General features: G+C 72.5%; 10 protein-coding genes and 1 riboswitch. Of the genes, 5 read left to right on the forward strand and 5 right to left on the reverse strand.

Annotated features, from left to right (window positions below):
- Positions 1–19: 19 nt before the first annotated feature.
- Positions 20–1,546 (reverse strand): CoA-acylating methylmalonate-semialdehyde dehydrogenase, encoded by a 1,527-nt coding sequence (locus NR073_RS03815; protein ID WP_145032487.1) that lies wholly within the window; start codon positions 1,544–1,546, stop codon positions 20–22.
- A 180-nt stretch (positions 1,547–1,726) separates the two neighbouring features.
- On the opposite strand from NR073_RS03815, the gene NR073_RS03820 reads away from it, so the two are divergent.
- Positions 1,727–2,500 carry an SDR family NAD(P)-dependent oxidoreductase gene (locus tag NR073_RS03820; protein WP_256748626.1) on the forward strand — a complete coding sequence of 258 codons (774 nt, stop codon included), beginning with the start codon at positions 1,727–1,729 and terminating at the stop codon, positions 2,498–2,500.
- Between the two features lie 21 nt (positions 2,501–2,521).
- Here the strand turns inward: NR073_RS03820 and NR073_RS03825 are convergent, their stop codons facing one another.
- Both NR073_RS03825 and NR073_RS03830 read right to left on the reverse strand, forming a co-directional pair.
- The gene (locus tag NR073_RS03825; RefSeq protein WP_002856685.1) at positions 2,522–3,079 is read right to left on the reverse strand and encodes a MarR family winged helix-turn-helix transcriptional regulator; all 558 of its coding nucleotides are present in this window, start codon (positions 3,077–3,079) and stop codon (positions 2,522–2,524) included.
- A gap of 79 nt (positions 3,080–3,158) precedes the next feature.
- Entirely contained in the window at positions 3,159–4,940 is a 1,782-nt protein-coding gene (locus NR073_RS03830; protein ID WP_256748627.1) for an AMP-binding protein, read from the reverse strand.
- A gap of 150 nt (positions 4,941–5,090) precedes the next feature.
- Here NR073_RS03830 and NR073_RS03835 point away from each other — a divergent pair, with 150 nt between their 5' ends.
- Positions 5,091–6,299 carry an acyl-CoA dehydrogenase family protein gene (locus NR073_RS03835; protein ID WP_256748628.1) on the forward strand — a complete coding sequence of 403 codons (1,209 nt, stop codon included), beginning with the start codon at positions 5,091–5,093 and terminating at the stop codon, positions 6,297–6,299.
- On the opposite strand, the gene NR073_RS03840 is transcribed toward NR073_RS03835, so the two are convergent.
- Both NR073_RS03840 and NR073_RS03845 read right to left on the reverse strand, forming a co-directional pair.
- On the reverse strand, positions 6,274–6,459 hold the full coding sequence (locus NR073_RS03840) for a hypothetical protein (protein ID WP_256748629.1): 186 nt from the start codon (positions 6,457–6,459) through the stop codon (positions 6,274–6,276). The genes NR073_RS03835 and NR073_RS03840 overlap by 26 nt on opposite strands.
- 84 nt (positions 6,460–6,543) lie before the next feature.
- Positions 6,544–6,915, reverse strand: a complete 372-nt coding sequence (locus NR073_RS03845; RefSeq protein ID WP_002856688.1) for an ectoine synthase — start codon at positions 6,913–6,915, stop codon at positions 6,544–6,546.
- Positions 6,916–7,151: 236 nt separating this feature from the next.
- A riboswitch (glycine riboswitch) is annotated at positions 7,152–7,268 on the forward strand.
- 162 nt (positions 7,269–7,430) lie between these two features.
- On the opposite strand from NR073_RS03845, the gene gcvP reads away from it, so the two are divergent.
- The 3 genes from gcvP (at position 7,431) to NR073_RS03860 (ending at position 12,498) form a co-directional block, all read left to right on the forward strand.
- Positions 7,431–10,367 (forward strand): aminomethyl-transferring glycine dehydrogenase, encoded by a 2,937-nt coding sequence (gcvP, locus tag NR073_RS03850; protein WP_060974195.1) that lies wholly within the window; start codon positions 7,431–7,433, stop codon positions 10,365–10,367.
- A gap of 13 nt (positions 10,368–10,380) precedes the next feature.
- Positions 10,381–11,547, forward strand: coding sequence for a glycine cleavage system aminomethyltransferase GcvT (gcvT, locus tag NR073_RS03855; RefSeq protein WP_044659070.1), 1,167 nt, complete (start codon positions 10,381–10,383; stop codon positions 11,545–11,547).
- Between the two features lie 117 nt (positions 11,548–11,664).
- Positions 11,665–12,498 (forward strand): thermonuclease family protein, encoded by an 834-nt coding sequence (locus tag NR073_RS03860; RefSeq protein WP_002856692.1) that lies wholly within the window; start codon positions 11,665–11,667, stop codon positions 12,496–12,498.
- The last annotated feature ends 11 nt before the right edge of the window (positions 12,499–12,509 follow it).

Consider the following 12,509-nt stretch of genomic DNA (forward strand, 5'->3'; position numbering starts at 1 on the left):
GGGACGGGCTGCGGGGCGGTCAGGAGCCGGCCGGCATCACGAAGCTGGCGCCCTCGCGCACGCCGGAGGGCCAGCGCGTGGTGACGGTCTTCGTCTTGGTGTAGAACTTCAGCCCGTCCGTGCCGTGCTGGTTCAGGTCGCCGAAGCCGGAGGCCTTCCAGCCGCCGAAGGTGTAGTAGGCGATCGGCACGGGGATCGGCACGTTCACGCCGACCATGCCGGTGTCCACGCGGTTGGAGAAGTCGCGGGCGGCGTCGCCGTCGCGGGTGAAGATGGCCACGCCGTTGCCGAACTCGTGCTCGTTTACGAGCGTGAGCGCCTCCTCGTAGTCCTTCGCGCGGACCACGGAGAGCACCGGGCCGAAGATCTCCTCGCGGTAGATGCTCATCTCCGGGGTCACGCGGTCGAATAGGGTGGCGCCCACGTAGAAGCCGTCCTCGTGGCCCTCGACGACGACGCCCCGGCCGTCCTCCACCAGTTCGGCGCCCGCCTCGACGCCGGCCGCGATGTAGCCCTCGATGCGCTCCTTCGCGTCCCTCGAGACGACGGGGCCGAAGTCCGAGGACGCGTCGAGCGACGGGCCGACCGTGAGGTCCTCCATGCGCTCGCGGAGCAGCGCGATCAGGCGGTCGGCGGTCTCCTCGCCGACCGGGACGGCCACGGAGATCGCCATGCAGCGCTCGCCGGCGGAGCCGAAGGCGGCGCCGACCAGGGCGTCGGCGGCCATCTCGAGGTCCGCGTCCGGCATGATCACGGCGTGGTTCTTGGCCCCGCCGAAGCACTGGGCGCGCTTGCCCATGCGGGCGGCGTGCGCGTAGATGGACTGCGCGATCGGGGTGGAGCCGACGAACCCGACGGCCTTGACGCGCGGGTCCTCGATGAGCGCGTCCACGGCGGTCTTGTCGCCGTGCACCACGTTGAGGGCGCCGGCGGGCATGCCGGCCTCGAGGGCCAGCTCGGCCAGGCGCACCGGCACGGAGGGGTCGCGCTCGGAGGGCTTGAGGACGAAGGCGTTGCCCGCCGCCAGGGCGATGCCGGCCTTCCACAGCGGGATCATCGCCGGGAAGTTGAAGGGCGTGATGCCCACGGCCACGCCGAGCGGCTGGCGGATGGAGTGCACGTCGATGCCGGTGCCCGCGTCGGCGGTGAACTCACCCTTGAGCAGGTGCGGGGCGCCCGCGGCGAACTCCACGACCTCGATGCCGCGCTGGATGTCGCCCTTGGCGTCCGGGACGGTCTTGCCGTGCTCCTGGGCGAGCACGGTGGCCAGCTCGTCCATGTTCTCGTTGATCAGGTCGACCCAGCGCAGCAGGATGCGGCCGCGGCGCTGCGGATTCAGCGTCGACCACGCGGCGAAGCCCTCCTCGGCGGAGGCCAGGGCGGCGTCGATCTCCTCGGCGGAGGCCAGCGGCACGCGGCCCGCCACGCTGCCCGTGGCCGGGTGGTAGACGTCGCTGTGCCGGCCGGAGGCGCCCTCGCGCCGCTCGCCGTGCACGAAGTGGGGGATCACGGGGGCGGTCTCGGTGGGCGCGGTCTTCTCGGACATGGGGGCTCCTCGCGGGTCCAGGCGGAAGGGCGGACGTCGTTCGGCGCCGCCCACGACGGGCGTGGCGGGCCCGGCCGTGCATGTGATCTGGGTTACTCATCCGCTAATCTAGGATGAGAACGTAGGACATGCAACTATCGAACTCGGGGGGTATCCCGAGGAGGAAGGGAGGGTCCGTCCATGGACCTGTCGAACCAGAGCGCGATCGTCACCGGCGGGGCCTCGGGCCTCGGCCACGCCACCGCCCGCCGCCTGGCGGACGCGGGCGCCGCCGTCGTGGTGGTGGACCTGCCGGACCGCGAGGGCGAGACCGTCCGCGCGGACGCCGTGGCCGCCCTCGGCCCCCATGCGCGCTTCGTGACGGGCGACGTCACCGCCGAGGACACCGCCCGGGAGGCCGTGGCCGCCGCGCTGGAGGCCGGGCCGCTGCGGGTGCTGGTCAACTGCGCCGGCGTGGCGACGCCGGGCAAGCTCGTGGGTCGCGACGGGCCGCTGTCCGCCGAGGTGCTGAGCCGGGTCCTGGCGATCAACACGGTCGGCACCGTGTCGATGATGGCCCAGGCCGCCGCCGCGATGAGGACGCAGGAGCCGCTCGGCGAGGACCGCGGCGTCATCGTGAACACCGCGTCCGTGGCGGCCTACGACGGGCAGATCGGCCAGATCGCGTACTCCGCCTCCAAGGGCGCCGTGGTCGCGCTGACCCTGCCCGCGGCCCGCGAGCTCGCCTCCTCCCAGATCCGCGTGGTCACGATCGCCCCCGGCCTCATGGAGACGCCCATGATGGCCGGCCTGCCCGAGGCCGCCCGCGAGGCGCTGTGCACCAAGACCCCGCATCCGGCCCGCCTCGGCCGGCCCGAGGACTACGCGCTGCTCGTCGAGCAGATCGTGTCCAACCCGTTCCTGAACGGCGAGGTCATCCGGCTCGACGGCGCCGTGCGCCTCGAGCCCCGCTGAGCCGGGCGGCTGCGGAGAGCGTCAGGAGGAGGTGTGCTCCGCCGTCGCGGGCGCGCCGGCGTCGAGGCCGTCGACCTGGAAGTCGCCGGCCTCGGCGCGGAACCGGCCGAGGACGTCGATGAGGGTGTCCACGTCCGCCGGATCGAAGCCGGAACGGCCGAAGACCTCGGCGTTGAGCGTCTCCGTGGCGGCGACGGCGACGCGCCGGCCCTCGTCCGTGAGGGCGAGCACGAGCGCGCGGCGGTCCGACTCGTGGGGGGTGCGCTCCACCAGCCCGGCGGCCTCGAGCCGGTCCACCGCATTGGTCACCGAGGTGGGGTGGACCTGCAGGAGCGCGGACGCCTTGGACATCCGCATCCGCTTCTCGCGCGAGAAGTTCAGCAGCGCCAGGAGCTCGTACCGCGCGAAGGTGAGACCGTAGGGCTTGAGCGCGGCCTGCGTCCGACCCAGCAGGATCTGCTGGGCCCGCATGATCGAGGTGATGGCGGCCATCGGGCGGGCCACGTCACCCCATCCGTGACGCTCCCAGTTCCGGGCGGCCTCCCGGATGGGGTCCTGGGCGAGGGGTGGCTTCTTCATGGCGCTCCAGACTAGCGGCGCACCGGGGGGCCCCCGCCACCGCCGGACGAGGACGGGGCGGCGGCGGGGAACGGCCCGGTCAGCGCTGCAGGTCCAGGTCCTCCTCGTGGAACTCGGTGCCGTAGCCGTCCGGGGCGGCGCCCGTCTGGGCGCGCTCGACCTCGGCCTTGCGCAGCTCCACGCGGCGGATCTTGCCCGAGATGGTCTTCGGCAGCTCGAGGAACTCGATGCGCCGGATGCGCTTGTACGGGGGCAGCTGGGTGAGCGTGAACTGCAGGATCGCCCGGGCGGTCTCCGCGGTGGGCTCGTGGCCCGGGGCGAGGGTGACGAAGGCCTTCGGCACGGCCAGTCGCAGCTCGTCCGGGGTGGGGACGATCGCGCCCTCCATCACGGCCGGGTGCTTGACCAGCACCGACTCCAGCTCGAACGGGGACACCTTGTAGTCCGAGGACTTGAAGACGTCGTCCGCGCGGCCCACATAGGTCAGCACGCCGTTCCCGTCGCGGCGGGCGATGTCGCCGGTGTGGAACACGCCGTCGCGGAACACCTCGTCCGTCTTCTCCTGGTTGCCGTAGTAGGACTTCAGCAGGCCCACCGGACGCGGGTCCAGGCGCAGGCAGATCTCGCCCTCCTCGGCCTCCTGGCCCGTGAGCGGGTCGAGCAGGGTGACGTCCATGCCGGGCAGCGGGCGGCCCATCGAGCCGATGACGACCTTCTGGCCGGGGGTGTTGGCGATCTGCAGGGTGGTCTCGGTCATCCCGAAGCCGTCGCGGATCGTGGTGCCCCACGCCCTGTGCACCTGGTCGATCACCTCGGCGTTGAGCGGCTCGCCCGCGGAGATGGTCTTGGTCGGCGGGGTCGTCAGCTGCGCCAGGTCCGCCTTGATGAGCATGCGCCACACGGTGGGCGGGGCGCAGAAGCTCGTGACGCCGTAGCGCTCCATGTTGGCCATCAGGGCCGCGGGGTCGAACTTGCGGGCGTTGTGCACGAAGATCGTGGCCTCCGCGATCCACGGGGCGAAGAAGTTGGACCACGCGTGCTTGGCCCAGCCCGGGGAGGCCACGTTGAGGTGCACGTCGCCCGGCTCCAGACCGATCCAGTAGAGCGTCGTGAGGTGGCCGACCGGGTACGAGGTGTGGGTGTGCTCCACGAGCTTCGGCTTCGAGGTGGTGCCCGAGGTGAAGTAGAAGAGCAGCGTCTCGTCCGCGGGGGTCGGCTCGGCCGGGGTCAGCTCCGGGGCGGCGTCGTCGGCGTCGTCGTAGGAGAGCACGGTGTGGCCGGCGACCTCGGGGGCGCGGCGCGCCGGGCCCTCCGCGAAGACGCCCGGCACGTGCACCAGGTGCAGGTCCTCGCCGACGCCGGCGAACTTCGCCAGGTCCTCGGCGCCGGCCACGGCCCACGCGGCGCCGGCGCGCGTCACGCGGTCCTCGAGGTCCCCGGAGGTCATCTGTGTGGTGGTGGGCACCATGACCACCCGCAGCTTGATGCAGGCGAGCATGAACTCCCACAGCTCCACCTGGTTGTTCAGCATGAGGATGAGGCGGTCGCCGCGGCGCAGGCCCTGCGCGGAGAGCCAGTTCGCCACCCGGTTGGAGGCCGCGGAGAGCTCGGCGAAGGTGCGTTCGGTGCTGCGACCGTCGTCCTCGGCGATGATCAGCGCCGGCACGTCCGCGCGGGCCGGGTCCTGGGCCAGGCGGTCGAACCAGTCGAAGCCGAAGTTGAAGTGCTCGAAGCGGGGCCACTCGAACTCGGTGCGGGCGCGCTCGTAGTCGGTCTGGCACTCGACCAGCAGGTCGCGGGCCGCGCGGAACACCTCCGTCGGCGACGGGGCGGCGACGGCGGTGGGGTCCTGGACGGTCATGGGTCCCTCCTCGGGGTGGCTGCTGAACGGATCCTTGGCGGGGGGCCTGTGATCTGGAACACTACTGGCAAACCTGAATAGTTGGAAGTCCTACAGTCGGATTCGCGGCGAAATCGCCCGCCGTCGTCGGACCGCCCCCGAAGGAGAGCCATGACCGCCCTCGCCGACCGCCCCGTCCCCGCCTCCGGCGCGCCCGCCGTCACCCCCGGCCTGCCCCACGTGGACCTGCTGCGCCTGCGGGACCGCCTCGAGCCGGCCGAGCGTGCCCGGCTCGACGCGATCGAGGACCACCTCCAGACCCGCGTGCGGCCGCACCTGACCCGGTACTGGGACGCCGAGGAGTTCGCGTTCGACCTGCTGCCGGGCCTGGCCGAGCTGGGTCTGGGGCGCCTCGTCCTGGACGGCTCGTCCTCGCTGTTCCAGCAGCTCGTGCACGCGGAGATCGCCCGCGTGGACCTGTCCCTGTCCGCCCTCGTGGGCATCCACAACGAGCTCAACCTCGGCATGATCGCCGGCCTGGGCTCGGAGCGCCAGAAGGCCACGTGGCAGGGGCGCCTCGAGTCCTTCGACGCCCTGGGCGCGTTCTGCCTCACCGAGCCGGACCACGGCTCGGACATCGCCGGCGGCCTCGCCACCACCGCCACCCGCGACGGCGACGAGTGGGTCATCCGCGGCGCCAAGCGCTGGATCGGGGCCGGCACGATCGCCGGCGTCGCGCTCGTCTGGGCGCGCGACACCGCCGACGGCGAGATCAAGGGCTTCGTGGTGCCCACCGACACCCCCGGCTACGAGGCCACCAAGATCAGCGGGAAGATGGGCCTGCGGATCATGCAGAACGCGGACATCACCCTGGACGTGCGCCTGCCCGCGGACGCGATCCTGCCCGGCGCCACCACCTTCGCCGCCACCCGCGCCCTGCTGCGCGACTCGCGCATGTGGGTCGGCTGGCAGGGCGTCGGCGCGCAGATGGGCGTGCTGGACGTGCTGCGCTCCTACGCGCTGCGGCGGAAGCAGTTCGGCCGCCCGCTGGCCGCGTTCCAGCTGATCCAGGCCCAGATCGCCGAGGTCGCCGGCAACCTGGCCGCCTCCGCCGGGATGATGCTCCAGGTGGACGCCCTGCGGCAGGAGGGGCGGATGGAGATGATGCACGCGGCGATGGCCAAGGCCACCTCGACCCGGCTGGCCCGGTCCTCGGCGGCGCTCGCCCGCGACGCCCTCGGCGGCAACGGCCTGCTCACGGAGCACGAGATCGCCAAGATCATGGGGGACGTGGAGGCCATCTACTCCTATGAGGGCTCCTACGGCATGAACACCCTGATCGTGGGGCGGGCCCTCACCGGCGTCTCGGCCTTCGTGTGAGCCACGCGTCCTGCAGGTCCTGGACCAGGGGGCGGTGGGCGATGAGCAGCAGCACGCCGGCCACCGGGATGACCACCTCGAAGCCCAGCCAGAGGTAGCCGGCCGCGCCCGCCGTCCCGCCCAGGAAGAACAGGGCCACGGGCAGCGCCAGCAGTCCCACGCGCCGCGGCTGTCCGACGACGGGGGCCGTCGGCAGGATGACGGGAGGCGCCGTCGTCGACGCCTCCCGTCATCGTGCCCGGGCTCAGTAGCTGGAGTAGCCGTCCTCCGACAGGGTGTGCTTCTCGTCGCCGGTGATGGCGGGGTTGAACACCGAGATCAGGTGCATGTCCTCAGTGCCGCCGCGCAGGTCGTGCGGCTCGTGGTCCGGCAGCACGTAGATGACGCCCGGCGTGATCTCGTGGACGGTGCCGTCCGGCTCCACCACGGAGCCGTTGCCCGCGATGCAGTAGCAGGCCTCCTGGTGGTGGCGGTACTGGAGCTTCGAGGACGATCCGGCGCGCACGATCGTGTGGGCCACGGCGAAGCCCATCTCGTCCTTCGCGGTGAGGAGGCGTTCGGAGGTGCCTCCGCCCCACTCGACCTTCTCGACGTCGTTCCGGCTGCGGGTGTACATGGGTGGATCGCTCCCTCGGTCGGCTCCGGGGCGGAGGAACACGGCCCGCCCGTCCCCGCCACGGTAGACACGGGCGCGTGGGGTGACTCAACCCCTCCCGGGCGCCCGTTTCCTGAACGAAAGCGCTTCGACACGCCGCCGTTTCATCAACGAAAGACCTCGACACGCCCCGTCTCGACCCCTCCCGGCGGCCCTGTGACGCGGCCTACACGTGTGGGATACTGACGGCACGCCGCATGCCCCGCGCGGGAGAGCGTCGGCGCGCGTCCTGCCCCGGCCGGCCGCGTGAGCAGGCCGCCGAAGGAGCAAACCCTCCCCGGGAATCTCTCAGGCATCCGTACCGCGTGGGGTCAGGCGCTCTGGAAAGCGTCTCACTCCGCCGCGCCCGCGTCCGGACCGAGACCACCGACGGTGCAAGCCGCCCACCCGGGCGTCGGAAACTCTCAGGTCCATGACAGAGCGGGGAGGAGCAGACCCACGCCGTGACCACGGCAGGATCCCCCCGGAGGTACCCCGTGACCAGCCCCCAGACCACCGAGAGCACGACCGCGCTGCCCCACGAGCGCGTCGAGCCCAAGGACACCGCCTCGGCCCCCTTCGTGGCCCGCCACATCGGCCCGCGCCCCGCGGACGTCGAGCACATGCTGCAGACCCTGGGCTACGACTCGCTCGAGGCCCTCGTGGACACCGCCGTCCCCGCCGGCATCCGCCAGCCGAAGCCCCTCGAGCTGCCCGCCCCGCTGACCGAGTCCGCGGTCCTGGAGCAGCTGCGCGAGATCGCCGGCCGCAACGTCATGAAGACCCAGATGATCGGGCAGGGCTTCTCGGACACCGTCACCCCGGGCGTCATCCTCCGCAAGGTGCTGGAGAACCCGGCCTGGTACACGGCCTACACGCCGTACCAGCCGGAGATCTCCCAGGGCCGCCTCGAAGCCCTCCTGAACTACCAGACGATGGTCCAGGACCTCACCGGCCTGGACATCGCCAACGCCTCTCTGCTGGACGAGGCCTCCGCCGCCGCCGAGGCCGTGCTCCTCATGCACCGCGCCAACCGTCGCAGGACCGACGGCGTCACCCTCCTCGACGCGGACCTCTTCCCGCAGACCCTCTCCGTGGTGCGCCTGCGTGCCGAGGCCGTGGGCATCGACGTGCGCGTGGCCGACCTCTCCGCAGGCATCCCCCAGGACGTCCGCGCCGAGGTCGAGGAGAAGGGCCTGTGCGGCGTCGTGCTGCAGCAGCCCGGCGACTCCGGCCGCATCCACGACCACGCCGCCGTCATCGCGCAGGCCAAGGAGGCCGGCGCCCTCGTGACCGTCGCGGCGGACATCCTCTCCCTCGCCCTGATCACCCCGCCCGGGGAGCAGGGCGCGGACATCGCCGTCGGCTCCACGCAGCGCTTCGGCGTGCCCCTGTTCTTCGGCGGCCCCCACGCCGCCTACATGGCCGTGAAGGAGGGCCTGCAGCGCAGCATGCCGGGCCGCCTCGTGGGCGTCTCCCACGACGACGCCGGCAAGCCCGCCTACCGCCTCGCCCTCCAGACGCGCGAACAGCACATCCGGCGCGAGAAGGCCACCTCCAACATCTGCACCGCCCAGGCGCTGCTCGCGATCGTCGCCTCGATGTACGCCGTCTACCACGGCCCCCAGGGCATCGCCCGCATCGCGCGCCACGCCCACGCCCAGGCCGTCCGCCTGGCGGAGGCGCTGCGGGCCGGCGGCGTCGAGGTCGCCGAGGAGCACTTCTTCGACACGATCACCGTCCGCGTGCCCGGCCGGGCTGAGCAGGTCCTGAAGGCCGCCGAGGAGAACGGCGTGAACCTGCGCCTGGTGGACGCGGACACCCTGCGGATCGCGGCCGATGAGACCACCGTCGACGCCGACCTCGTGGCCGTCCTGACGGCGTTCGGCCTGGACGCGGGCTCCCTGCCGGCCTCCGCGCACGAGGGCGCCGTGGCCACCCCGGCCGTGCCGGAGGCGCTACGCCGCTCCTCCGCGTTCATGACGCACCCGGTGTTCAACACCCACCACTCGGAGACGAAGATGCTGCGCTACCTGCGCCGCCTCTCCGGCTACGACCTGGCGCTGGACCGGACCATGATCCCGCTGGGCTCGTGCACCATGAAGCTCAACGCCACCGCGGAGATGGAGGCCATCTCCTGGCCCGAGTTCTGCTCCATCCACCCGTTCGCGCCCGACCACCAGACCGAGGGCTGGCGGTTCCTGATCGAGGACCTCGAGGCCAAGCTCGCCGAGATCACCGGCTACGCGGGCGTCTCGGTGGCCCCGAACGCCGGCTCGCAGGGCGAGTTCGCGGGCCTGTGGGCCATCCGCCAGTACCACCTGGCCCGCGGTGAGGGTGAGCGGGACATCTGCCTGATCCCGGCCTCCGCCCACGGCACCAACGCGGCCTCAGCCGTGCTGGCGGGGCTGAAGGTCGTCGTCGTCGCCACCGCCGACGACGGCACGATCGACGCCGCCGACCTGGACGCCAAGATCGCGGCGAACGAGGGCCGCATCGCGGCCATCATGATCACCTACCCCTCCACGCACGGCGTCTACGACGCCGACGTCAAGGAGGTCTGCGCCACGGTGCACGCCGCGGGAGGCCAGGTGTACATCGACGGCGCCAACCTCAACGCGCTCGTGGGCCTGGCCCAGCCGGGCGAGTTCGGCGGAGACGTCTCCCACCTGAACCTGCACAAGACGTTCTGCATCCCGCACGGCGGCGGGGGCCCGGGCGTGGGCCCCGTGGCGGTGGGCGAGCACCTGGTGCCGTACCTGCCCTCCCGCGAGGCCCTGATGACCGCGGCCCCGCACGGCTCGGCCGGCGTGCTGCCCATCTCCTGGGCCTACATCCACCTGATGGGCGCCGAGGGTCTGCGCTCCGCCACCGCGCACGCGCTGCTGGGCGCCAACTACATCTCCCGCCGCCTCGCGCCCCTCTACCCGACGCTGTACACGGGCAACGACGGCCTCGTGGCGCACGAGTGCATCCTCGACCTGCGCGAGCTCACGGCCCGCACGGGCGTGACCGCCGAGGACGTCTGCAAGCGCCTCATCGACTACGGGTTCCACGCCCCGACCCTGGCGTTCCCCGTGGCCGGCACGCTCATGGTGGAGCCCACCGAGTCCGAGGACCTCGAGGAGATCGAGCGGTTCATCGAGGCCATGGAGGCCATCCACGCCGAGATCACCGCCGTCACCCCGGAGACCGTGGCGGACTCCGTCCTGCGCCGCGCCCCGCACACCCTCAACGTCCTGATGGCCGACGAGTGGGATCGCCCCTACTCGCGCGCCCAGGCGGGCACGCCGGTGCCGGGCCTGCGTCTGGACAAGTACCTGCCGCCGGTGGGCCGCATCGACGGCGCCTACGGCGATCGCAACCTCGTGTGCTCGTGCCCGCCGCCCGAGGCGTTCGAGGGCGCCGTGGCCGACACCGCCGACGAGGACTGAGAGGATCACCCCCATGAGCGATTCGACGCGCAACTCCCCGCTGCACCCGGTCCACGAGGCCGCGGGCGCCACGTTCACGGACTTCGGCGGCTGGAACATGCCCCTGAAGTACGGCTCCGAGCTGGCCGAGCACAAGGCCGTGCGCACCTCCGCAGGCCTGTTCGACCTCTCCCACATGGGCGAGATCCGGGTCACCGGCCCGGAGGCCGGGGCCATGCTGGACCACGCCCTCTCGAGCGTGCTCTCCACGTTGAAGCCCGGCCGCGCCAAGTACGCCCTGTGCCTGACGGACGCCGGCACCATCCTCGACGACACGATCGTCTACCGGATGGACGACGGCGAGGCCGGCTCCGAGCCCGACTACCTGGTGGTGCCCAACGCTGGCAACATCGCCGCGGTCCACACCGCCCTGAACCAGCGGGCGTCGGGCTGGGACGCCGTCGTCGAGGACGAGTCCTCGACCACCGCCCTCGTGGCCGTGCAGGGCCCGCAGGCCGAGAGGATCCTCGCCCGGGCCATGCCGGAGGCCGCGGCGCAGCTGGCCGAGCTGAAGTACTACGGCCACCTGACCCTGACCGTGCCCACGGACGCCGGTGACGTCATCGCCGTCGTCGCCCGCACCGGCTACACCGGTGAGGACGGCTTCGAGCTGTTCCTGCCCGCCGCCTCCACCGCCGAGGCCGGCGACCGCGGCTCCGCCGTGTGGAACACGATGCTCTCGGCCGCGGACGAGGCGGGCGTGGAGCTGACGCTGTGCGGGCTCGCCTCGCGGGACTCGCTGCGCCTCGAGGCGGGCATGCCGCTCTACGGCAACGAGCTGGACACCGGGCACCAGCCGCACGCCTCTGGCGTCGGCTTCGCGGTGCCCGCGAGCAAGGAGGCCGACTTCGTCGGACGATCCGCGCTGGTCGGCAGGGACGACGTCGAGGAGGTCCTCGTGGGGCTGCAGGGCGCGGGTCGGCGTGCCGCCCGGCACGGTTACGCCGTGCTGGACGAGTCCGGCGAGCGGGTGGGCGAGGTGACCTCGGGCGCCCCCAGCCCGACCCTCGGACACCCCATCGCCCTGGCCCGTGTCCGCCGCGACGTGGCCGCCGAGGGCACGTCCCTGCAGGTGGACCTGCGCGGCCGCGGCGAGCCGTTCACCGTGGTGGCCACGCCGTTCTACCGCCGGGAGCGCTGAGCCCGACGCAGCCGTCCCTCGGCCCGCCGCTCGGCGGTCCCGGGGCCCTTCGCTAGACTCGGGCTCCGGGCCGTCGTCGCGGCCCCCCGTCCCGCCGTCCACCTGCAGGAAGTCCGCATGACTCACGTCGCCGCCCGTGCCCGGGTCCCCCTGAAGGGGCTGCTGGTCTTCCTCGCCGTCGCCGCCGTCCTGCTCCTGCTGGGCATCGTCACCGTCCTCCGCGGCGTGGCCGCCGACGCCGCCCGCGTGGACATCGTCACCGTGCTGGACGGCAACACCGTGGTGGTGAACCAAGGCGGCACCGAGCGGACCGTGGTCCTCGCCGGCGTCACGAGCGCGGGCCGCAACCCCGAGGGCCTCAAGGTCGGCCCCAACCTCTGCATGGGGGAGGAGTCCTACGCCTGGCTGCGTGATCGGCTCCCGCAGGGGGCGACCGCGAGCATGACCACCTCGGACGAGGGCGCGCCCGAGGGGATGGAGAGCGCGGTCATCTCGATCGGCGGCGGCACCGTCAACGTGGCCATGGCGGAGGCCGGCATGGCCGCCCCCACGGAGGTCGCCGTCGGCAAGCGCCTGGCGGAGGAGATCGCCCAGGCCAATCAGGAGGCCGTGGGTCGCGGCGTGGGGCTCTACGACATCGAGGAGCCCTGCACGTACCAGAACCGGCTCTACGAGGCCCAGTTCGCCCTGGAGCAGATCCCGGAGGACGCGGAGGCGTCCCTGACGAAGATCGACGAGCGAGCGGTGGAGTACGCGGCCGGCCTGGACCAGGTGCGCCTGGTGCAGCAGGAGATCCGGGCCCTCGACCCGGAGAACGGCACGTTCGCCGACCTCGCCTACGGGCCGGCCAAGGAGTCGCTCCTGGCCGAGGCGGACCCGGTGGTGGAGCACGGGATGCAAGTCCTGAAGGACCTCAACACGCGGCGCAACGAGATCGCGGCCCGTGGCTGACCCCGCCGCGC

The organism is Micrococcus sp. Mcc28 (assembly GCF_024519775.1).
GTDB classification, from domain to species: domain Bacteria; phylum Actinomycetota; class Actinomycetes; order Actinomycetales; family Micrococcaceae; genus Micrococcus; species Micrococcus luteus.